Raw genomic sequence first — 23,270 nt, 5'->3', positions numbered from 1 at the left:
CATAAAAATTCACTCTGCTGAAAACTCAATCTGAATTGAATATATTCAAATATTTTTCTTAATTTTGTATCCAAGTAGATACAGTGCTTATGTTCTTTATTGAAAAAACAGATGAATTTGACAAATGGCTGAGAAAGTTAAAAGACTTTAAGGCAAAAGCAAAAATTTTGTTTAGGATTCAGAAATTAGAAACTGACGAACATTTTGGCGATTGTAAAACAGTTGGCGATGGAATTCGTGAAATGCGAATAAATTTTGCGAAAGGTTACAGAGTTTACTTTAAAGAAAAAGACGGAAAAATAATTGTTTTACTAATTGGAGGAGATAAATCTACGCAACAAAAGGATATTGCAAAAGCGAAAGAAATTTGGAAAAAATTAAATAAATAGAAAATGGGAACTTCAAGATTTGAAATAGCGGATTATTTAGAAAGCAAAGAAATGATTGCGGAATACCTCAATACCGTTTTGCAAGAAGGAAATAATGCGGATATAATTAATGCAATTGGACATATTGCAAAAGCCATCGGAATGACAAAAATTGCGGAAGAAACTGGATTAAGCAGACCGAGTTTATACAAAGCTTTATCTGATGGTGCGAAACCACAATTTTCGACAATTATGAAAGTATTGAAAGCAATCGGGGGACAAATACAGGTGAATCCAATGTCTGCGTCAAAAAATTACGCACCGCGACAAAGTACTGTAGTAAAAACTCATTAACTTTTAACTAAAGCACTTTTACAGTTTCCATCAAACATTAATGCTATTTTATTACATCCTATTTCCTATTTAAAAATACTAGCGCACAATCACACAGCAACGTGGTGACCGTTAAAAAACACCGTTTCATTACTTACGTCAACTTAAACGATCGTATCTTTCATAGTATCAAATGATAGTATCATGAATGAAACCTCCTTACGAAATAACAACTTCTATTTTTAAATAAGTACATCTATTTCGGAGAAAAAGGAAGACTAGTTATCGCTCAAAATAACTGAGGGCAAGAGAAATACTCATTAATTTTCAACTAAAGCACTTTTCTAATCCCCTCCAACTATTTTCTCCAATTTACCTATAGCAAAAGAAAACTGCAACTCATCACACACAAGCTCCTTACCAATTTTAAATATAGTTATTTCCTTCTTAAATTAAACCTTTAAGAAAACGAGGTGTCAAAGAAAGAAATATATAAAATGAAAAACCACTGGGTTTTAATACTGCTTTTTATAGGAACACAACTATGCGCTCAAGAAAACAATTCGCCATTAACCGCAACCATAATTGGTTCAGGATCTCCCAAATATAATACAGAACGTTCAGGGCCTTCGGTGTTAATTTCTTCTAAAAACACTCATATTTTAGTCGACATGGGTAATGGCACTCAAGCCAATTTAGATCAGATTGACACAAAAATTAAAGACATAGACGGTTTGCTGTTTACACACCATCATTTAGATCATAATGAGGAGTTGGCCCCTATTTTTATTCAATCACTTCTTGGTGGCAACAACACAATTATAGCAGGACCAGAACAAACCACTTCAATAATAAATCACATCCTTAACATTTATAAAGAAGACATTGATTATAGATTATCAAAATCAGGAAGAACTCTAAGCGATGTAACCTCTAAGTATGAAGCTAAAAACTTAACTGGAAATAACACCTTTCAAATTGGCGATATTAGCGTGTCGTATACTCCCGTAAACCATACTATTGCAACGCTCGCCTATCGTTTTGAGGCCGGTAATACGTCTATTGTGATTTCGGGTGATTTAACCTACTCAGAATCTTTACCCATTTTGGCTAAAAATGCGGATTATTTAATAATGGATTCTGGTGGTGCTATTGCGCTTGGTTCAAAACGCAAAGGCACTAATACTAATGGGAAAAATAACGGCACAAAAGAAAAGGCACACGTTAATTTAGCGGAAAGCTCGCAAATGGCAAAAGAGTCCAATGTTAAGACTTTGGTTTTAACACATTTCAACGTTACAGATATAGATGAAGACGCCACAACTGCAGAGCTTCGAAAAAACTATTTAGGCAATATTATATATGGAGAAGACCTAATGACTTTACCACGCTCTCAAAATAGTGCGTCTAGCGAGAATTCAAATAGAAGCGTTAGAAACATAAACGACTTAGAAAAGACTGAGACTACACAAAAATCTGATCCAAATACCCAGCCTGTAAAGCAAAACCAACAAGAATCTAATAGTCAGAATATAAAAAACACAACTCCGTCTTTCCGTAAAATGCTAGAGAATATGGACACCAACAATGATGGTAAAATCTCTAAATCTGAAGCAAGAGGAAAATTAAAGGATAACTTTAATAAGCGTGATCAAAATAACGATGGTTATATTACAGAAGATGAACTGACTAGAAGAAGTCGATAAACCGGCGACACACCTTTTAACTTAGCTAACTAAATTTTAGTATAACTACGTTTTACCCTGTTAATCTGAAATATTACCGTTGTTATCAATAAGCTAAATCAAGTATACTTTAAACCACAAAAAAAGCTCTACCAACTACGGTAGAGCTTTTTTAAAATTTTATAAGTCTCAAATTATTTAATCACTAACTTCTTAGTTGATTTTGCATTTAATCCGTTGAATTCTAATAGATATAAACCTGTATTTAAATCTAAATATAAGTCATTAGAACCTGATTGAAGCGTTTTTTGCATGATAAGTTTTCCATCAATACTATAAACGTTCATCTGATTAAATAACGTATTATTTGTTAAACTAAATTGACCAGAAGTAGGATTAGGATAAATAGCCATCTCATTATAAGCTAACTCATCTACACTTAAAAAACCACAATTCACCGGATCGAATGTAACCAATCCTAATGTCCCAATATCATTTTGGTGTACAATTACAGCTTCAGCATCAGCTAATGTATTTGGAACATTAATTTCATCCCAACAATTATGCATCGCAGTTAATGGATTATCTGTATTATTATAAAGTGCATATGTTACACCTCCATTACCATTTTCAGAAAACACATTTTGTCCAACGTTATCAACATCGTCACCTAAGTTAATCATAGACTCGCCTTGAAGTGTAATTCCCCATAAATTCCTACGAATTTCATTCCCACTAGCCACAATAACATTGCCTTCTAACGCAGCAACCAATGAAATACCACTTCCACCAAGATTAGGATTATTTTGAGTATTATTGTCTTCAATCACATTATTTCTAATAAATGCAGACACATTGTTACTTTGTATCACTATACCATAACGGTTGTCAGTTATAATATTGTCATCGATTACAGCATTCACACTTCCTGCACTTATTAAGTCAGAAACAGAAATTCCTCCTACTTGTGATAAACTGCGATCACCTTTAATAGTATTCTGAATAATTTGTGTAGGATCTTCTAATGTCGGTCCTAAATTAATCTGAGGACGGTTAGAATTGTCTTGGTTGTTCCCTTCAATATAATTATTAAATATATAAGGAGAAACTTGGTTTGTAGCGCCAGACCCAATAGCAGTCGTTTGATTAAATATTATAGTATTATTAGTAATTTGAGGTTTACCTCTTGAAACTCCAATAACACCACCTGTAGAAACTCCCGAAACATTATTGGTTATTAAACAATTATCAATAGTAAATGTTTCTGTAAGCACACGTAGACCACCTCCGTATTGTATTGTGGCATTTTGAATCGTAATATCTGAAAATTCTTGAAAACGAAAACCATCATAAGGAGCTGTAATATCAATAGCAGTAAAAACAGCATTATCCGCATTTACATTAAAAACTCCGTAAATAGTAATTAGTATATCTGCACCAATCTCTAAAGTGACATCCTCACTGATATTAAAAGTGTCACTTGCAGAGATTGTAAGATCTTCTACTAAGGTATACGTCGTTCCGCTCACCGAAATGGAAGACGGACTCGCTGATACAAGGTCATCTAAAGTAAAAGTACTATTTGTATCTGGTGTTGTGTAACCTTGAGCGGTTACCATCCCAATCATACCGATTGTTGCAAAAAAATTAAGTAATAGTTGTTTCATAAATTGTATGTTTTGATTTTCTCTAAAATTAAAGAATAATGTAAGAATTTACTGTTAAAAAACAAGGTTTATGACAAAAAGCACACGTAATTCTTCTAAAGTACCTAGAGATAACCAATTACAATCTTTTAACTGGTGCAGGTGTTCAATTCAATTTATACTCTTAACATTTTAGATATCATCTTGGTTTAATTAATTATAAATGTGAGCAAAAAAAAAGCCTCACTATTAAGTGAGACTTTTTAAATTTTATGATGTATGTATCTAATACAATGTGATTATTTCACACCCATTAACTCTACATCAAATACTAAAGTTGCGTTAGGTGGAATGACTCCTCCTGCGCCAGCAGCACCATAACCTAAATCACTAGGAATTACCAAACGTGCTTTATCTCCGACATTTAAAAGACAAATACCTTCATCCCATCCTGCGATTACCTGACCTACTCCAACTTGAAAATCTAGTGGAGAATTTCTTTTGTAAGACGAATCAAAAACCGTTCCGTCAGCTAACTGACCTTTATAATGTACAGAAACTGTATTTCCTTTTTCTGCTTTTTTACCATCTCCTTTTTGGATGATTTGGTAACGTAAACCAGATTTAGTTTCATCAAAACCTACAGCTAATTTATCTAACTCTGCTCTTACAGCTTCGCGTTCTGCAGCAATACGCTTTTCGCGAGACCCTTCAAATGTTCTAAACGCCTCAATAGCATTAAACTTTTCAGCAGCATCACCTTGTCTTATGATTTCAATAGTCTCAATTTTATCACCTTGTGCAATAGCATCAACAATATCTTGTCCTTCAACTACGTTTCCGAAAACGGTATGCTTATTATCTAACCAATCCGTTGCAATATGTGTAATGTAAAACTGACTTCCGTTAGTACCAGGGCCAGAGTTTGCCATAGCTAAAACACCAGGACCACTATGTCTTAAATCTGGATGAAACTCATCATCAAATTTATAACCTGGATCACCAGTTCCTGTACCTTGTGGACAACCACCTTGTATCATAAAATCTGGAATTACTCTATGGAATTTTAATCCATCGTAGTAAGGGTTTCCTTGTGGCTTCGCTGAATTTTCTAAATTTCCTTCTGCTAAAGCAACAAAGTTACCAACTGTTCCTGGAGCTTTCTCGAACTCTAAATTCACTAAAATTGCACCTTTTGTAGTGTTGAATTTTGCGTATATACCGTCTTGCATTGTATTTTAATTTGTTTAAGGATGCAAAGATAAGAAAGTTAACTTGAAATCGAATCTGAAATTGAAATCGAAATAAAAACAACTTCAAATTCGATTTCGGGTTCTGATTCTTTTTTTTAGTTTTGAAAAAAACAAATCACATGGCATTTTCCTTATCTAAACTCTTTGGTTCTAAAAATTCTGAAACAACATCTCAGTCTGGTGATACTATTGAAGCTATCATTAATGATGTTGAAAACAGACCTTTTGGTGTCTCTGAAAATAATGTTCTGTTTGCTGGCTTAAATGAATTGGGAGGCTATTTCTTTTTTCAAACTGTTATTGTTGGTGCGCTCAATGTGAAATCTAAAAATGGAGCGCAATTATACTTTGTTGGAGATGACTTCAAATTAAAATTAGAAGCTGATATGCCAGAGTTTGAATCAGAAAACTCAGATACTAAAGGTAGAAATGTTACTAAAATCGATTTTCAGATTGAAGAAAGTGATGTTAAAAATTTAGAAAGTGCCACACTTAGAAGCATTCAAATAAAAGTAAAGAAGCACGATATTCTATTTAGTAAATATGTGGTTATTGAAGCTACTGACGAGGAAGAATAAAACAAATATTTAATTTCTAAACTTTTATCATTCTTCAAAATAATGCAACACCCTCTTAGAGTTTAAAGGGACATAGGTTTTCTTTAAAATGAGTCGGAATTTTTTCTCTGAACCATCTGCAATAGACAATGCTGTAAGTTGGTAATGTGTCTTAAGTGAATATAGGCTATTTAAAAAATGTTCTTCGAGTTTATGATTACCATCGTTTTTCACTTCCTCGCACTTCACAAATTCATAACCATGAGCCTCTAAAAAATCTTTAGCCTCATGGTCTTCAAAAGATGGTATGAAAAACGAGGCATTTAAAAAACTAACTATCCATATATAAAAAGGTATGCATATAATTAGAAAAAGAATTAAAAATGGGTTCAATATATGAATGTTAAGATTAAAAAAGTTAACACTAATTTTTCTCGAATTAATTGATTTTTACATTAGCGACTTTGCGCGAAAATCTTAAACAGAGATGTCCACAGAAAAAAAATGTGGAATTTTAAACCTAGCGAGAAACTAAAAACTTAAATATTTTACCATTTACGTTACACTTTTCACTAACCACTACCAACTAACCACTGAATACTGCCCACTGAACACTGCCCACTGAACACTTGCCCACCGAACAATAACCACTTAATTAGCCACTTCACTCATAAACTTTATACGGTACAAGCGTAATTCTTCATCGTCATAATCACCATCAAACTCTTCAATAGCATCATCTATTTTATCGCTTTCAGTTTCCATAAAATACTCATGGATTTCTTCCTGTTGATCTTCATCTAAAATATCATCGATCCAATAATTGATATTCAACTTTGTGCCAGAAAACACAATAGATTCCATTTCCTTTATAAAAGCAGACATCCCCATACCTTTTGAAGAGGCAATATCACTTAAAGGTAATTTTCGATCTACATTCTGAATGATGTATAACTTTATAGCAGAATTAGTCCCTGTAGACTTTACCACCATATCTTCTGGTCGTAAAATATCATTGTCTTCCACGTAATCTGCAATTAAACCAACAAAATCCTTACCGTATTTTTTTGCTTTACTCTCACCTACTCCATGGACGTTAGATAATTCCTCTATATTAATAGGATACTTTAAAGACATATCTTCTAATGACGGATCTTGAAAAATCACAAATGGAGGCACTCCTAACTTTTTAGCATTACGCTTACGTAAGTCTTTAAGCATGCTCATTAATTTTTCGTCTGCAACAGCTCCTCCACCTTTAGAATTGGTAACTATACCATCATTTGATTCTTCATCAAACACGTGGTCCTCAGCCATCATAAAAGATGTCGGATTATTTATAAAGTCTTTACCTTCGTTACTTAACCTTAAAACACCATAAGTTTCAATATCCTTCTTTAAAAAACGCGCCACTAAAACCTGACGAATTAAAGCCATCCAATATCTAGGGTCTTTAGCTTTACCAACACCAAAGTGCGCTTGTAAATCCGTTTTATGTGACGAAATAAGTGCATTTGAATTGCCGACAAGTACTTGTACTAAATCTTTAGCTTTATATTTTTCATTGGTTTTAGCAACAGTCTCTAAAAGAATTTTAACATCATCTTGAGCTTCAACTTGCTTTTTAGGAAAACGAACATTATCGTCCATATCTCCACCTTCACCAGTTTCATTATCAAATTCTTCCCCAAAATAATGAAGAATAAATTTACGTCGAGACACTGAAGTTTCAGAAAAAGCAACTACTTCTTGTAGTAAGGCATGGCCAATTTCTTGTTCTGCAACAGGTTTACCTGCCATAAACTTTTCAAGTTTCTCAATATCTTTATAAGCGTAATAGGCTAAACAATGACCTTCACCACCATCACGACCAGCACGACCCGTTTCTTGATAATAACTTTCTATACTTTTAGGAATATCATGATGTATTACAAAGCGTACATCGGGTTTATCAATACCCATCCCAAACGCAATAGTTGCCACAACCACATCGGTATCTTCCATTAAGAACATATCTTGATGTTTCACTCTTGTTTTAGCATCTAAACCTGCATGATAAGGCACCGCTTTTACTCCATTGACTTGAAGAACTTGCGCTAAACCTTCAACACGTTTTCTACTTAAACAATATATAATACCAGATTTACCATCGTTCTGTTTTACAAAACGAATAATATCGGCATCTACTGTCTTAGTTTTTGGTCGTACCTCATAATACAAGTTAGGTCTATTAAAGGACGCTTTAAAAGTTACGGCATTTGGCATACCTAAACTCTTCAAAATGTCTTCTTGAACCTTCGGAGTTGCCGTTGCTGTAAGTCCAACAATCGGAATATCGTCTCCAATACGCTTAATAATCGTCTTAAGATTTCTATATTCTGGTCTAAAATCGTGTCCCCATTCACTAATACAATGGGCTTCATCGACAGCCATAAAAGAAATTTTTACGGTTCTTAAAAAGTCAACATATTCTTCTTTAGTCAACGACTCTGGAGCGACATATAGCAACTTTGTAATGCCATTTGTAATGTCATCCTTAACGCGTTTTACTTCAGTTTTATTTAAAGAAGAGTTTAAAACATGTGCTACACCTTCGTGCTCAGACACGGCCCTTATGGCATCTACTTGATTCTTCATCAGCGCAATAAGAGGAGATACTACAATAGCAGTACCTTCAGCAATTAAAGCTGGTAGTTGATAACATAAAGATTTCCCACCACCTGTTGGCATAATAACAAAAGTGTTATTACCGGCTACGACGTTCTTTATTACTTCTTCTTGAAGGCCTTTGAATTCTGAAAATCCAAAGTACTTTTTTAATGCGGAGTGTAAGTCAATTTCTGCAATACTCATTAATCCCTATTGGTATTTTATATACATTTGCAACAAGTTTAAAGATAACAAAATCTTTAAACTTAGAAAACTCAATAAATAATAAGTTTTGAACACTAAGCAAACTATCTTAAAAACTGCAGAGTCTACCATAAAATTAGAAAGCAAAGCAATAGACCATTTAGCTGAATTACTAACCGAAGATTTTGCTGATGCTGTAGAATTAATCTACAATTCTAAGGGTCGTGTTATTATCACCGGAATCGGCAAAAGCGCCATTATTGCTAACAAAATCGTTGCTACATTAAATTCAACTGGCACGCCAGCGGTTTTTATGCACGCTGCAGATGCCATCCATGGAGACCTTGGATTAATCCTCCAAGATGACGTTGTAATTTGCATTTCAAAAAGTGGAAATACTCCTGAAATTAAAGTTTTAGTACCACTTATTAAGAATGCAAATAATAAAATGATTGCGATTACAGGCAACATCGACTCCTTTTTAGGGCAACAAGCCGATTATATTTTGAATGCTTTTGTCGCGCAAGAGGCTTGTCCTAATAATTTAGCACCTACAACAAGTACTACGGCACAGCTCGTAATTGGAGATGCTTTAGCGGTTTGCTTATTAGAATTAAGGGGGTTTTCGAGTAAAGATTTCGCAAAATACCATCCAGGAGGTGCACTTGGTAAACGTTTATATTTAAGAGTAAATGATTTATCCTCTCAAAATCAAAAACCACAAGTTGGTCTTGAGGCCTCATTAAAAGAAGTGATTGTTGAAATCACTGAAAAAATGCTAGGCGTAACTGCAGTAGTTGAAAATGATAAAATTGTAGGAATTATTACAGATGGAGATTTAAGACGTATGCTGAGCAAAAGTGATGATCTTACCGCTTTAAAAGCCAAGGATATAATGAGTAATAATCCAAGACGTATTTTAGAAGATGCTATGGCAGTTGACGCTAAGGAGGTTATGGAAGAATTTGGTATTTCTCAATTATTGGTAGAGCACGATGGTAAGTATTGTGGTGTAGTTCATCTTCACGATTTAATAAAAGAAGGCATTATATAATGGCAAAAAAGAATGTAGATGAGATGTCTTTCTTAGATCATCTCGAAGAATTACGATGGCATTTAGTTAGATCTGTAGTTAGTGTTTTAGTTGCAGCCACCTTAGCTTTCATATTTAAAGATTTTGTTGTTGGAATTATAATGGCTCCTAAGCACATGGATTTTCCAACCTACGTTGCACTGTGTGAAATGTCTAAATTCTTAGGGATGGATATGTCATTTTGTGCTAGTGAGTTACCTTTTGTTATTGAAGTAAGATCTGTTGGTGGTCAGTTTTCTGCACATATCTGGACCTCTATTTATGCAGGTTTAGTCATTGCTTTCCCTTATGTTTTATATCAATTATGGAGTTTTATAAGTCCCGGGTTGCAAACTAACGAACGTAGAAATTCTAGAGGATTTATAATAATCGCATCATTACTTTTCTTTTTAGGTGTTGCTTTTGGATATTATGTCATTACTCCTTTATCATTAAACTTTTTAACGAACTATACATTTGCAGAAGAAGTTTCAAACGCTTTTGATTTAAGTTCTTATAATTCTATTGTGAGATCATCATCTTTAGCCGCTGGTTTTGTTTTTGAATTACCTATACTTATTTATTTCTTAACTAAAATCGGATTGGTAACACCTCAGTTTTTAAGACAATATAGAAAATATGCCTTAGTTATTGTGCTGATTTTATCTGCTGTTATTACTCCTCCAGATATAGCGAGTCAGGTTATTGTAGCTATTCCTATATTATTGTTGTACCAAATAAGCATTTATATTTCGGCTTTAGTTATTAGAAAACAGAAGCGAAGAGCTGCAAAAGAAAATAAAAAATCAAAAGTTAAGTCTTAAGTTATGTCTGATATTGTAAAGGAATTTAATGATTATCGTGCTAAAATGAACGATAAAATATTAGCTGATAATAATAAAATAGTAAAGCGAATTTTTAATCTAGACACCAATGCCTTTCAAGAAGGAGCTTTAGATAAAAAAACCAAAGAGCTATTAGGTTTGGTAGCTTCAACCGTACTAAGATGCGACGATTGTGTTAAATACCACTTAGAAGCCTCTTATAATGAAGGTATCACCAAAGAAGAAATTAGTGAAGCGTTGGGTATAGCAACTTTGGTTGGTGGTACTATTGTAATTCCGCATTTACGACGTGCCCATGAGTATTGGGATGCTATAGAACACCACAATTCTCAAGGTTAAACTTTTAATAAATGATAGCCAAAGCGAATAGAATCTATATGATTTTGTTATTTTTAGCGTTCTTACACCATATATGAAGTTACGAGCAGAACATTTAATGAAGTCCTACAGCGGACGAAAAGTAGTAAAGGATGTCTCTTTAGAAGTAAATCAAGGAGAGATTGTTGGTTTATTAGGACCTAATGGAGCTGGTAAAACCACGTCTTTTTATATGATTGTTGGGATTATTAAGCCCAATGGTGGTAATATTTTTTTAGACGATACCAATATCACCAAATACCCAATGTACAAACGTGCTCAAAATGGAATTGGCTACTTAGCTCAAGAAGCGTCTGTGTTTAGAAAACTGAGTATTGAAGACAATATTTTAAGCGTATTACAACTTACTAAACTAAGTAAGAAAGAACAACACCTTAAAATGGAATCGCTTATTGAAGAGTTTGGTTTAGGTCATATAAGAACCAATAGAGGTGATTTACTTTCAGGTGGAGAACGTCGTAGAACAGAAATTGCCAGAGCATTAGCAACCGATCCAAACTTCATTTTATTAGATGAACCATTTGCAGGAGTCGATCCGGTAGCGGTTGAAGATATTCAGCGTATTATTGCAAAATTGACAAAAAAGAACATTGGTATTCTGATTACCGACCATAACGTACAAGAAACTCTTGCGATTACAGATAGAACCTATTTAATGTTTGAAGGCACCATTCTTAAAGCTGGTAAACCTGAAGAATTAGCGAGTGACGAAATGGTACGTAAGGTTTATTTAGGGCAGAATTTTGAGTTACGTAAGAAGAAATTAGAATTCTAAGGACTTATTGTAAGGAGAATTATTACGGCTCCTTAAACTTTCATTCATTATAAATGAACATCAAATATTTCATTTTAAGCCTCTGTATTTTTCTCAAACTTACTCCAATTATTGGGCAAAATGAAACTATCATTACCGTTAGCGATCAATTAACAGCGCTACCTATTGCTTACGTAAATATCTCTTTTGGAGATAAAGATGGCATTTATACAGATAAAAATGGGCAATTTAACTTAAGTCTCATCGCGTCTGATAGCATGCAACTCTCTGCATTAGGCTATGAAACAAAAACTATTTTTGTTGACTCCATAAAAGAACAACTTATTGGTTTAAATCCTGTTGCAACACAATTAGAGGAAGTGGTTTTATCTGATAAGAAGCGAAAGTTTAAAACAGAAAAGACGAAACCCATTAACGATAAGGATTTCTTAAACTCTTATCGGAATCCTATCGGTAGTGAAATTGCTTGCCTAATTGAGAATAATTTTAGTGATAAAGAGGTTCAGATCAAATCGGTCACTATCCCAAGCTATAATAAAACTATGGATTTTTCGGGTAAGAAAAAACAAGTTTTAAAGCGGCATCCATTTGCAACCTTGTATAGCATTAGTTTTTACACCAATGAGAATGGAACACCTGGAAAAGAAATTACTACAGAATCTATCACAATTCTATTTAATGAAAAAACGGATAAATTAAACATCGATTTAGAACAGCATCAAATTTACTTACCAAAAAATGGACTTTACCTATCTTTATTAAACTTAGGTCCTGCAGATGCTGAAGGCAACCTTATTCCAACGTCACCATTTTATGAAAAGGCAACTAAAGAAGGTTTATATAAATTCCCAAAACATATTAAACCCTATTTCCCTGTAAATTATAGTAAAAGTACAAATAACACCTATAGACGTTCTCGCTTTGATAATGACAAAAGTTGGACTTTGTTTTATCTAAATGAACGAAAAAAAGATAAGGTTAACAATATCACTTTAGGCACTGAATTAAAAGTCTTTGAAGACTAAATATTGTTGTTTTTGATACCTATCTCCGTCTTGATAGAGGCTTATCTGCGAACACCAAACGAATTTAGTCACTCAAATTTAATACTTACCTTCTTTTTTAGGAAGTAATAACTTTGCCATTTTTGGTGTTTTTCTTTGCCATTGTTGGTGTTTTTCACCAACAATTCATTGCAATATCAAAATACTAACCAAACCTGTTCCCATTCTTAAAAAACAGTATTTTAATGCCATTCACAAGTATTAAAAAACAAGCCATTGTTGGTGTTTTCCACCAACAATTACGCCTTTAAGAAAAATCTAGAATCACGCAATCATATTCTAAAATCAGTAACAAAACTAAAATCATCCTTTTCTTCATTATAAAACTTAGCAGATGAAAACCTATAGTTCTCAGGATAATTACACAAACCCGCTTTTACAGGATTTTGATGAATGTAATTCAATTTCTGCGCAATAATATCGTTAGAGTACAGATTAATACAAAGGGAACTTCGTTTCCAAAACTGATACATCCTATCCTTAGATTCAACAAGAAAATGTTTTAAAACTGCGCAATGATTTAGTTCTAAATCTTGTTTAATACGTTGTGCTGTAAATTTCATAAAACTCAACTGTGTATGCTTTAAAGAATATAATTGTGTTGGTTTCCATATAAGGTGGATATGATTATCCATTATCACATAACCATAAACTATTACTCTTTTTTCGTTCACTAAATACTGTAAAGACTGAATGATAATTAGCTTATATTTTTCCGGCTGTAATAGCTTTTTCCAATCCAAAATTGTCGCAGTAAAAAACTGTGGACAATCGTCTATTATCAAAGGTTTTAAAATCATTATAAATTGTAATTTATAAAAAACATTCAGAATCGAATTCACAACTGTCATAAACACAGTGATGATACAAATTTTTTATTTAAGAAAGTAACACGTTGGTGAAAAACACCAACGTCGGCAACTTGAGGCTCGCCATGCCATTATTGCTATTTTCCACTTAGCCATTGTTGGTGTTTTCCTCCAACAATTACAAAAAAAACAATAGAATTTTAATGCTTATTTTTTTTGCTAGGAAGCAACAACTTCACACCATTGACTAAGAGTAAACAAACAGCTCCTGCGGCAAGTCCCACAATAAAATCTCTTAATATCGAAGGAATTTGTTCTAAGACATGATGCATAAATTCAATATTATGAACAAAAATACCACCTGCAACCAAGAGTAAAGCAATTGTACCAATAACTGATAAACTTCTAATGATGATTGGCAACGCTTTCACTAAAAACGTTCCTAATCCAAATAAAAATCCGCTTTTACCATTGCTTTTACTAATAAATTTTAATCCCAAATCGTCCATTCGTACAATTAATGCCACTATACCATAAACACCTATTGTAGCGATTAAAGCCACAATAGAGACCACAATGATCTGTGTTACTATAGTCTCATTAACGACAGAACCTAAAGCTATAATTACAATTTCAACCGATAAAATAAAGTCTGTTACGACAGCTGATTTTATTTTAGATGTCTCTAATTCTAATAATTCGTCTTTGGATAAATCTTTTTTAAGATTAACCGTAACCTCTTTTGGATGTGGTACTATAAATTCATAGATTTTTTCGGCACCTTCATACGCTAAGTACAAACCACCAAGTAGTAATATCATTATAACAGCCCACGGTACAAATGCACTTAACAAAAAGGCTAATGGTAGTATAATGATCTTATTAAGCATAGAGCCTTTCGTAATTGCCCATAATACTGGGATTTCACGAGAAGAAATAAAACCTGAAGCCTTTTCAGCATTCACTGCTAAATCATCTCCTAAAATACCTGCTGTTTTCTTTGTGGTAATTTTAGTCATTGCAGCGACATCATCCATTATAGCTGCGATATCATCTAGTAGTGCAAAAAATCCTGAAGCCATTAATAATAGTTAAGTTGGGTGAAATTAAATTTTAGACTGCGTCAACAAAGAAAGAGCAATATACAAACCGATAACAAGAGGAATTGCTGCAAAGTGAAGCACAATTAAAAGGACTACACTCAGTAAAAGAAAGATATAACGTACACTATTGTCTTTAAATCCCCAATTCTTAAATTTTAAAGCAAATAATTTAATGTTAGAATTTAAGAGGTAACAACTCAAAAGGGTTAAACCGATTAGGAACCATTTATTAATAATTATAGAATTCATAAGATCATTATTCTGATATTCTAAAATTAATGGCAGTGATAAAATCACTAATGTATTTGCAGGAACCGGTAAACCTTTAAAATACGATTGTTGGTCTTCGTCTATATTAAATTTAGCCAAACGATAAGCAGACGCTAGGGTAATAAACAAACCAATTAAGGGTAACAGAGACATTTTAAAGCCTTGCCAGTGAAAAACAGAATTCCAGTTATCATTATAGGCTGAATAATCCGGTGCGTCAATAGTCAACGAAATAAGCTTAAACATTATAATACCCGGCACTACTCCACTAGTTACCAAATCGGCTAAAGAATCTAGTTGAATACCCAATGGACTCTGCACATTTAGTTTACGCGCCAAAAGGCCATCAAAGAAGTCGAAAAACACTCCTAAAAATACAAAAATAGCGGCAACAATAAAGTTACCATTTACAGCAAATATCACAGCTATACAACCCGCAAACAGGTTAAGAAGTGTAACAAAATTAGGAATGTGTCTTTTAAAACTCATAGATGTATTTTTTGTAAAAATATAAAAGAATTTGGCTCTAATCTCATATTATTTTCAATTTACTTTAAAAGAAAACAATAAGAACAGACTTATAGAGTTAAATAGATAGAAAAATATTATGCATCTTTGTAAAAAAATTTTGCTATTGAACAGTTACTATGTAATTCTCTTATATCAAATTGAACAACTAATGTCGTATAAAGAAATTGAATTATTTTTAGATTAATTGAAATTACAAATTCTTAGCATAGCCTTTGTTACGGTAACAATTTTTAATAAAAAGTAAGCTAAAAAGAAACGATTTATATGCGACATTATGTGTTTAGTTTGGTATTGACACTTGCTACTCTTATGGTTTCAGCACAGACAACCCGAAAATATTCAAATGAATTTATGAATATTGGTGTTGATGCTGCTGCTTTGGGTATGAGTAACGCTGTTGTATCTCAAACGGACGATGTTAATTCTAGCTATTGGAATCCTGCTGGATTGGTACATCTTGAAGACAGTCAACTGGCTTTAATGCACTCTAGCTACTTTGCTAATATTGCCAATTACAACTATATCGCTTATGGTATGCCTATAGATGACAAAAGTGCTGTTGGCTTCTCGCTTATACGATTTGGCGTCGATGATATTTTAGATACCACACAATTAATAGATGACCAAGGCAATATTAATTACGATAGAATAAGTACGTTTTCTACAGCCGATTATGGACTCACATTTTCATATGCTAGAAAATTACCTTTAGATGGTTTAAATTTTGGTGTGAATGCTAAAATTATCCGACGAATTATAGGTGATTTTGCATCGTCTTGGGGTTTTGGTTTTGATGCTGGTATTCAATTTGAAAGTAAAAATGATTGGAAGTTTGGAATAATGGCCAGAGATATAACCACCACATATAATGCGTGGTCTATTGATGAAGATAAATTTGAACAAATTAGTGGTGCTGTAGATGGAGAAAACCAAGAGTTACCAGAAACAACTGAAATTACCATCCCTAAATTGCAAATAGGAATGTCTAAAAAGTGGGTTTTCCATTATGACTATTCCTTATTAGCAGCGGCAAACTTAAATATGCGCTTTGCTCAAAATAATGATATAATATCTACATCGTTTGCAAGTATCAATCCTGCTTTAGGATTTGAATTTGGCTATACCGATTTAGTGTTTTTAAGAGCTGGGGTGGGTAATTTTCAAAATGAACTACAAATTGATGACTCCGAACAAATAACATTCCAACCCAACTTTGGCGTTGGTTTTAAATACAGAGGTATTCAAATCGATTATGCCTTTACCGATATTGGAGACCAAAGTGCGGCGTTGTATTCTAACGTATTTTCCTTAAAAATAGACTTTAGCGTCTTTAGATAGTTTTACTTATGAAATTAAAGTTACTCTCATTTATTTTCCTATTCACTATTGCTTCAACATTTGCTCAGCAATTTCAACTATCCGATACTGCTGAGATATCGGTATTAACTATTGGGCCAGGTGAATCTTTAAATGATGCTTTTGGTCATAATGGTTTTAGAATAAAAGATACTAACTTAGGAATAGATGTTGTTTACGGCTACGGTGAGTACGATTTTGATGCCCCTAATTTTTATTTAAAATTCGCACAAGGAAAGTTAAACTATCTCATTAGCAGACATAATTTTGATCGTTTCTTTTATGCATATAGCAATGCGAATCGTACGATTGAAGAACAGGTTTTAAATCTTTCAAGGGAAGAAAAACAGAATGTATTCAATTACCTAGAAAACAATTACAAACCCGAAAATAGACGGTATTTATATGATTTTTTCTATGATAATTGTGCCACTCGAATTAGAGATGTTGCACAAACAACCACAAAAGGTGATATCAACTTTATAACACCTGAAAATCTAGATCCAAAAACATTTAGAGAGCTTATACACGAACAAGTCGGCTTAAATACTTGGGGAAGCTTTGGAATTGACATCGCATTAGGAGCTGTTATTGATAAACAAGCTTCAGCCTATGAGTTTATGTTTTTACCGAAATATATTCATGCTTTTTTTAAAACCGCAAAAACAAGTACGTCTGAAAGCTTGATTAAAAATTCAACGGTGTTGTATCAAAAAAAAGATACAAATGCGGCCTCTGGCATCTTATTTAGTCCTTTGGTGGTAATTGGTCTATTAGCCATTATCATCTTATTTATAACCTATAAGGATTATAAAAATAAGGTACGAAGTAAGTGGTTAGATATATTACTTTTTAGTGTTACAGGAATTATTGGTATCGTTGTTTTGTTATTATGGTTTGCGACTGACCATTCTGCGACGGCTCAAAATTATAATGTATTATGGGCATTCCCGCTTAACATTTTTGTAAGTGCTCAATTGCTTAAGCCAAAAGTTAAAACCTGGTTTAAAAAGTATTTAAAATTCCTAATCATAATGCTTTGTTTACTAACGTCGCATTGGATTATCGGTGTGCAAGTCTTTGCAATTGGTTTAATTCCATTACTTATAGCACTATTAGTAAGATATATCTATTTGGTAAAATTCTTTAATCAGAATTAAGCTAAAATACCAGATCATTTAATCCGGTAATGTTCGATTAATAACTAGTTAGATTTGTGTTATGTAATTAACCCAATCAATGCTAATTGATTATCAGGTTTTAAGAATTTACAAAATAATTTGAAGTAGTCAGAACATATAGTTTCCACGTTAAGGAATAGACAGTAATCTAATGGTTGAAGTCAAGTCTTGTTTCTTCGTTCTTCAAACTTTACACTATTCACTCTACACTATTCACTCTTAACTTTTCACTATTCACTATTCACTCAAGAAACTACTGTCCTCGGTAATACAAAATAGTACTTAGTGTTTTAATAAAAATATTAAAGTCTAAAAAGATGCTTCTATGTTTGATGTAAAATAAGTCGTATTGCAGTTTGGTTAAGCTGTCATCAACGGAAGCTCCATAGCGTGTTTTTACTTGTGCCCAGCCTGTTAGACCTGGTTTTATAATATGGCGTGTTTCATAAAAAGGAATAATACGCGATAGTTCACTCACAAAAAACGGACGTTCTGGACGTGGTCCAATAATACTCATTTCGCCTTTTAGTACGTTATAAAATTGAGGAATTTCATCCATCCGAGAGCGTCTTAAGAACATTCCAAATTTTGTTATTCTAGAATCATTTTTCTGTGCCCACTTAGCACCATCTTGCTCGGCGTCTACCACCATACTTCTCAACTTCAAAATATTAAAGGGCATACTGTTTTTACCAACGCGCTCTTGCGTATAAAATAAAGGGCCTTTATTCCCTATCACATTTCCTAGTAAAATAATTGGCAATAGTGAAACACCAATTAACAAGCCTATAATTGCAAATACAACATCAAAGGCACGTTGCACAAAAATATAAAGCTTATTCTCGTTACTTCGGCTAAAAGGAAAATATTTATAGAAATCCTTTCCAACAAATTGAATTGGAACCTTATGTAACAGTTCCTCATAGACTTGGGTATAATCTCTAATTTTAAACCCACGCTCTAGTAATGAAATTAAATCGTGATACACTTCTGCCATAATAGCTTCGGTGTTAAAACTCGCCACTAAAATTTCAGAAATTTTTTCTTTCTTAATTGTCTCTAAAAAGTCCTTAGCTTCAAACTCTGGAAGTCCATTATACTTTACAGATTCTAAAGACGAGGCTTCACTATTAATAAAACCCACTATTTTGTAATTGGGATCTGAGGTATTTAAAGCTTTAACTAAACCATCAATATTGGAAATTTCACCAACTAAAAGCACACGCTTATAAAACCGTGGAGATTCTATTAAGTTAATGTAAACGATTCGCCATAAAAGAATTGAAATTATTAAAACAAGATAGAGGTATACAATTTGTAAACGCTCTACTGGTAAATATGGAGCTAGCACCGGAGTTAACAGATAAAACAAAAGTACCGTAGAAGCGGTGATGACAATATTTTTAAACGTCGTGTCTAGCTGACTGGCTTTTTGTAAATCGTAGAGTTCAAAAATAGTACCAAAAAGTGTAACATAAACCCCTAATAAGATTAAGGCAACACTATTCTCTTTGCTAAAAACAATGTATTCAAAATCAAAATGATAACTTAAGGCATAGACACCAAAAAACACCATTAATAAGTCAACAACCCTCAGCAGAATCTTACGCTCAGAAACCTCGAAATGTATACTTTTTTTCTTAGACATTATTTATATAAACTCTGCTGTAAATATAAGAAGTCTAATGGTTTTTTAACATTTATTTAGAATAAAAGAACTTTCCTTTTGAGCATTATATCAGGTTATTTAAGGTTTTCCGTTTTCTGTGAACTTTTTTAACTTTCAACGTCATTAATATTTTGTACGTTTACATAGTAAAATAATGATATTATAACATCAATAATTTGTATTAATTAAAAGTGTAATATAATAATTAAAAAAACGCCATTTATTTAAGATAGGATTCAGTGAATAACGCACACCACAAATAAAAAAAGTATTATACTTTATTTCTTAACAGCATAGTAAGGTGCATACATGGGTAGATATCTGTCCAATTTTTAGCATTCCAATCGTTATCAATCATTTTTAGAATTTTAGCCTTTTTTGACACAGAGGATAAAGGCGAGTAATTTAATAATAAACCATATTTACTTTGGCCGAGAATTCCTCTTTTTTCCACGATATTAAAACTTGAATCTAATTTTTTTAAGGTCACCTTAGTAAATGGCCATTCCCAGTCTTTATCGGACTGAAAAGGTCTATACAGCATTCTTACAAACTTTATAGGAAAACTTGTTTCTAAAGGGTCGTAAGATATAATACTACCATTTTTGGCTAATTTTTCCTGTAATTTATTAATTAATAAATCAAAATCCTCAAAATGATGTAAAACACCATAGGCATAAATAACATCAAAATTTTCATGCTTAAAATCTGCTGATAAAAAATCAACAGCAATTCCTTTTGCATTTGTGCAACCTGCATTAATTAGCTTCTCGTTTAATTCTTCTATGGCCACATCACTGAGATCAATACCAACATATTCTTTTGCGTTTTTGGCCATATACAATGAAAGATTGTTTCCTCTTAAACAACCTAAATCAAGCACTTTTTTATCCTCTAAATTACCTAACCATAATTTATGCTCTGAATACACCTTATTTTTAAGATCTAAGTCATGAGTATATTTATGTAGAGTTCCATTTCTTAACTTTGACCAAAGCTTTGTTGCGAAATTCTTATGCTTATTAGTGTCGTTGTAGAATTCTTTTTGGCGTTTATTAACTTCTAAAGTTTTATGGTGAGTATCGTTCATTTTTTTATTTATCAATCAAAATTTAGGCAATGTAATATATTATTTAGAGGTAATCTTTTAAAATTAAAAAACTAATTAGTAATTAATATTTCAACCCAACGCTCTTTTAAAAGCATCCAATCATACTGTTCTACTTTTTCCCGAGCCTTAACCACCATAGTTTCTGTCTCATTAGGTTGGGATTTTAATTTTAAAATGGCATCAACAAATACTTTTGAATTATTAGGCGGCACCAAAATGCCATCAACCTCATCTTCAATAAGAAATGGCATCCCTCCAACATTAGTAGAGACTATAGGTAACCCTAAGGCCATAGCTTCAATAACACTGACTGGCATATTATCAAAATTAGTTGTATTAATAAACACGTTGTAATCCTTAGCTAGGTGTGTCCATTCTGGTTTAGTAAGTTTTCCAGGCGTGAAAACCTCGACATTTAAAGACCTAGCGTGTTTTTTCACTTTTTTAAGAGAACCATCTGTATCTGGGCCAGCCATGCATAAACTCACTTTATAACCTTGCTCTTGTAAAGCTTTCAGTACATCAACCGCTAAGCACGGATTATATATTTTACAAAAGGAACGAAGCCAAAATAAATTAATATTTTCTATCGGTCTCGACTTAAATTCATAATGATTTAAATTCAAGGCATTCGGTATATAAGCCACCTCGGTATAACCATGCTTATGAAAAGCATCCATCAAATACAGCGATGGAGATACTAAGGCTTTAGCAGGCTTAAAAGTAAAAGCACATAATTTAGGGTTATTCTGTAAACGCGCAGGCAAATTCCCTCCGTTAAGACTTAAAACATAAGGCAATTTTAAAAATTGACATAATTGCCCGACTAAGACAGCAAAATAAAAATTGCTAGTACTGTACGTATCAATGATAACATTACTAACGGCTTTTCTATATTTTATACAAGAATAAAGCATATCTAATAGCCTTAAAATCTTATTGTTTTTACTAGAACTATAAAACATATCAAAGCCTTCGCTCTCTAACTGGCTACCTATAACCTGTATAGAAGAAGGATTGGTTTTATTGTTGTATAAGTTGTTTCCTATGTATAATATTTTTTTTCTTAACATTTATAATATTTAATAAGGCCAATGCATAAAATAACGACGGTGCAGCAATCCGCATACCCGTATGATTAATGGTAGCAAACCAAAAAAACAAAAAAGCATAAAAAAAATAACTACCGGGATGTCTTGCACGATATGCTAAGGGTTTTATAATTAAAATTAGTAATATAATAATACCAAGCATCCCATGCTCTCCTAATAAACGACCAACTTCATTATGTGAGGGTAAATGTTCTCCTGTCTCTTGAATACGAATATCCTTTGTCCTACTAGCCCCAATGCCAAATATAGGATCTTGCAAAAACCCATCCATTTCTTGCATAAACAATGTACCTCTACCTGTAGTTGCATCCCCCTTTTCACGTCCTAACGAATCTTCATTGGCATAGCGCTTATCTAACATACCACCCGTTTCAACTGAGGCTATAAGCCATGTAGAACTGATCGCAAATAAAAAAACAAATGTAGAGCCTATGATTTGATTTTTTACTTTGTAATTTGATTTTAGAAACAAAATTCCAAGAAAGGCCAAGATACATATTATAGCAGCAAAGACTCCTCCACGACTAAAAGTAACAACAGCTCTAAATGCAATAGCGGCAAAAATCACAATATTTAAAATTTTCATGAAAAAGCTAGGAGATTGCATATAAATACGCACTACCATTACAAACATACCCATGCCTAAAGCTGTAGAAACTTGGTTCGGTCCAAACCCACCTGACGTTGCTGGATTAGATGCTGTATTTGATATGGTCTCTCGTATAGAGGGATTGTATAAAAACAAATACACCGTCATAGAAATAATAGGCAATACTAAATACTGCAAGACCTTTAAAATTTGTTGTTGTGTTATTTTTTTATCATAGCAAAATAATGTGGCTATACCTAAAGTTACAGGCCCAGCAAGAACAAAAGTGACACTGGTTCTAAAATTAATATCATAAGTTAACGTAATGGAAGCAACGATAACGGCTGGCACTAATAAGATAAGATATAAAAAATAAGGATAAGCCTTACCAGATGCACCTTTGTAAAAAATTCCTACGAGCATCATTAATAACACACAATACTTACCTGTCTCATAAAAGAAATAACCTTTGGTCATCCGCAAAAAGACCTCACCACCAACGATATAAGCACAGCCCAACAAGACATACATTGTTTTTTCTTTTTCGGGTGAGGTAATTATATGCCACAAAAAATAAAACAAAACCCCTAAAAAATAAACACGTCCAATAGGTTCAAAAAAATAAATAGCGACACCTAAAAACACATGACCTAAAAGGAGCGGGATAAAGTTATCATCATAACGCTTATGTTTCATTGCTATTCCCATAC

At 33.0% G+C, this 23,270-nt stretch carries 22 protein-coding genes; 11 read left to right on the top strand and 11 right to left on the bottom strand.

Annotated elements, in window-relative coordinates:
- The first annotated feature begins 89 nt into the window (after positions 1 to 89).
- The 3 genes from DFQ09_RS10810 to DFQ09_RS10800 all read left to right on the top strand — a co-directional run bounded on the left by DFQ09_RS10810 (position 90) and on the right by DFQ09_RS10800 (position 2,407).
- On the top strand, positions 90 to 389 hold the full coding sequence (locus DFQ09_RS10810) for a type II toxin-antitoxin system RelE/ParE family toxin (protein ID WP_020896064.1): 300 nt from the start codon (positions 90 to 92) through the stop codon (positions 387 to 389).
- Between the two features lie 3 nt (positions 390 to 392).
- Positions 393 to 722 (top strand): addiction module antidote protein, encoded by a 330-nt coding sequence (locus DFQ09_RS10805; RefSeq protein ID WP_115810190.1) that lies wholly within the window; start codon positions 393 to 395, stop codon positions 720 to 722.
- Between the two features lie 476 nt (positions 723 to 1,198).
- Positions 1,199 to 2,407, top strand: coding sequence for an MBL fold metallo-hydrolase (locus DFQ09_RS10800; RefSeq protein WP_220347455.1), 1,209 nt, complete (start codon positions 1,199 to 1,201; stop codon positions 2,405 to 2,407).
- Between the two features lie 173 nt (positions 2,408 to 2,580).
- Here DFQ09_RS10800 and DFQ09_RS10795 read toward each other — a convergent pair whose 3' ends face one another.
- Both DFQ09_RS10795 and DFQ09_RS10790 read right to left on the bottom strand, forming a co-directional pair.
- Positions 2,581 to 4,053, bottom strand: coding sequence for a T9SS type A sorting domain-containing protein (locus tag DFQ09_RS10795; RefSeq protein WP_115810185.1), 1,473 nt, complete (start codon positions 4,051 to 4,053; stop codon positions 2,581 to 2,583).
- 278 nt (positions 4,054 to 4,331) lie between these two features.
- Positions 4,332 to 5,264, bottom strand: a complete 933-nt coding sequence (locus tag DFQ09_RS10790) for a peptidylprolyl isomerase (protein ID WP_115810183.1) — start codon at positions 5,262 to 5,264, stop codon at positions 4,332 to 4,334.
- A 140-nt stretch (positions 5,265 to 5,404) separates the two neighbouring features.
- Here DFQ09_RS10790 and DFQ09_RS10785 point away from each other — a divergent pair, with 140 nt between their 5' ends.
- On the top strand, positions 5,405 to 5,863 hold the full coding sequence (locus DFQ09_RS10785) for a hypothetical protein (RefSeq protein ID WP_020896059.1): 459 nt from the start codon (positions 5,405 to 5,407) through the stop codon (positions 5,861 to 5,863).
- Positions 5,864 to 5,890: 27 nt separating this feature from the next.
- Here DFQ09_RS10785 and DFQ09_RS10780 read toward each other — a convergent pair whose 3' ends face one another.
- Together DFQ09_RS10780 and DFQ09_RS10775 are read right to left on the bottom strand one after the other, a co-directional pair.
- Entirely contained in the window at positions 5,891 to 6,235 is a 345-nt protein-coding gene (locus DFQ09_RS10780; RefSeq protein ID WP_115810181.1) for a hypothetical protein, read from the bottom strand.
- A gap of 258 nt (positions 6,236 to 6,493) precedes the next feature.
- Positions 6,494 to 8,695 (bottom strand): RecQ family ATP-dependent DNA helicase, encoded by a 2,202-nt coding sequence (locus DFQ09_RS10775; protein ID WP_115810179.1) that lies wholly within the window; start codon positions 8,693 to 8,695, stop codon positions 6,494 to 6,496.
- Positions 8,696 to 8,783: 88 nt separating this feature from the next.
- Between DFQ09_RS10775 and DFQ09_RS10770 the strand changes: the two genes are divergently transcribed.
- The 5 genes from DFQ09_RS10770 to DFQ09_RS10750 all read left to right on the top strand — a co-directional run bounded on the left by DFQ09_RS10770 (position 8,784) and on the right by DFQ09_RS10750 (position 12,790).
- Complete coding sequence (locus DFQ09_RS10770) at positions 8,784 to 9,749, top strand: KpsF/GutQ family sugar-phosphate isomerase (RefSeq protein WP_115810177.1); 966 nt, start codon at positions 8,784 to 8,786, stop codon at positions 9,747 to 9,749.
- Positions 9,749 to 10,591 (top strand): twin-arginine translocase subunit TatC, encoded by an 843-nt coding sequence (tatC, locus tag DFQ09_RS10765; protein WP_115810175.1) that lies wholly within the window; start codon positions 9,749 to 9,751, stop codon positions 10,589 to 10,591. Before DFQ09_RS10770 ends, tatC begins: the two co-directional genes overlap by 1 nt.
- A 3-nt stretch (positions 10,592 to 10,594) precedes the next feature.
- Positions 10,595 to 10,951, top strand: coding sequence for a carboxymuconolactone decarboxylase family protein (locus tag DFQ09_RS10760; RefSeq protein ID WP_115810173.1), 357 nt, complete (start codon positions 10,595 to 10,597; stop codon positions 10,949 to 10,951).
- Positions 10,952 to 11,024: 73 nt separating this feature from the next.
- A complete protein-coding gene (gene lptB, locus DFQ09_RS10755; protein WP_115810171.1) occupies positions 11,025 to 11,765 on the top strand; it encodes an LPS export ABC transporter ATP-binding protein in 741 nt (246 codons plus the stop codon).
- 53 nt (positions 11,766 to 11,818) lie between these two features.
- Positions 11,819 to 12,790 (top strand): carboxypeptidase-like regulatory domain-containing protein, encoded by a 972-nt coding sequence (locus DFQ09_RS10750; RefSeq protein ID WP_115810169.1) that lies wholly within the window; start codon positions 11,819 to 11,821, stop codon positions 12,788 to 12,790.
- Between the two features lie 311 nt (positions 12,791 to 13,101).
- On the opposite strand, the gene DFQ09_RS10745 is transcribed toward DFQ09_RS10750, so the two are convergent.
- From DFQ09_RS10745 to DFQ09_RS10735, 3 genes are all read right to left on the bottom strand, one after another.
- Entirely contained in the window at positions 13,102 to 13,629 is a 528-nt protein-coding gene (locus tag DFQ09_RS10745; protein WP_115810371.1) for a transposase, read from the bottom strand.
- A gap of 209 nt (positions 13,630 to 13,838) precedes the next feature.
- On the bottom strand, positions 13,839 to 14,720 hold the full coding sequence (locus DFQ09_RS10740; protein ID WP_115810167.1) for a DUF808 domain-containing protein: 882 nt from the start codon (positions 14,718 to 14,720) through the stop codon (positions 13,839 to 13,841).
- 24 nt (positions 14,721 to 14,744) lie between these two features.
- The gene (locus DFQ09_RS10735; protein ID WP_115810165.1) at positions 14,745 to 15,500 is read right to left on the bottom strand and encodes a CDP-alcohol phosphatidyltransferase family protein; all 756 of its coding nucleotides are present in this window, start codon (positions 15,498 to 15,500) and stop codon (positions 14,745 to 14,747) included.
- Positions 15,501 to 15,806: 306 nt separating this feature from the next.
- Here DFQ09_RS10735 and DFQ09_RS10730 point away from each other — a divergent pair, with 306 nt between their 5' ends.
- Both DFQ09_RS10730 and DFQ09_RS10725 read left to right on the top strand, forming a co-directional pair.
- A complete protein-coding gene (locus DFQ09_RS10730) occupies positions 15,807 to 16,880 on the top strand; it encodes a putative type IX sorting system protein PorV2 (RefSeq protein WP_115810163.1) in 1,074 nt (357 codons plus the stop codon).
- Positions 16,881 to 16,888: 8 nt separating this feature from the next.
- Positions 16,889 to 18,058: a lipoprotein N-acyltransferase Lnb domain-containing protein gene (locus tag DFQ09_RS10725; RefSeq protein WP_115810161.1), complete on the top strand. Its 1,170-nt coding sequence runs from the start codon at positions 16,889 to 16,891 to the stop codon at positions 18,056 to 18,058.
- Between the two features lie 274 nt (positions 18,059 to 18,332).
- Here the strand turns inward: DFQ09_RS10725 and DFQ09_RS10720 are convergent, their stop codons facing one another.
- The 4 genes from DFQ09_RS10720 to DFQ09_RS10705 form a co-directional block, all read right to left on the bottom strand.
- Positions 18,333 to 19,727: a sugar transferase gene (locus tag DFQ09_RS10720; protein ID WP_115810159.1), complete on the bottom strand. Its 1,395-nt coding sequence runs from the start codon at positions 19,725 to 19,727 to the stop codon at positions 18,333 to 18,335.
- A gap of 292 nt (positions 19,728 to 20,019) precedes the next feature.
- A complete protein-coding gene (locus DFQ09_RS10715; RefSeq protein ID WP_115810157.1) occupies positions 20,020 to 20,838 on the bottom strand; it encodes a class I SAM-dependent methyltransferase in 819 nt (272 codons plus the stop codon).
- A gap of 71 nt (positions 20,839 to 20,909) precedes the next feature.
- Positions 20,910 to 21,932 carry a glycosyltransferase family 4 protein gene (locus DFQ09_RS10710; protein WP_245940350.1) on the bottom strand — a complete coding sequence of 341 codons (1,023 nt, stop codon included), beginning with the start codon at positions 21,930 to 21,932 and terminating at the stop codon, positions 20,910 to 20,912.
- A complete protein-coding gene (locus DFQ09_RS10705; protein WP_245940349.1) occupies positions 21,883 to 23,268 on the bottom strand; it encodes an O-antigen ligase family protein in 1,386 nt (461 codons plus the stop codon). Before DFQ09_RS10705 ends, DFQ09_RS10710 begins: the two co-directional genes overlap by 50 nt.
- Between the last annotated feature and the right edge of the window lie 2 nt (positions 23,269 to 23,270).

This window comes from Winogradskyella pacifica, from assembly GCF_003386275.1.
Lineage (GTDB): Bacteria > Bacteroidota > Bacteroidia > Flavobacteriales > Flavobacteriaceae > Winogradskyella > Winogradskyella pacifica.
This window is presented reverse-complemented; position numbering and strand designations above follow the sequence as displayed.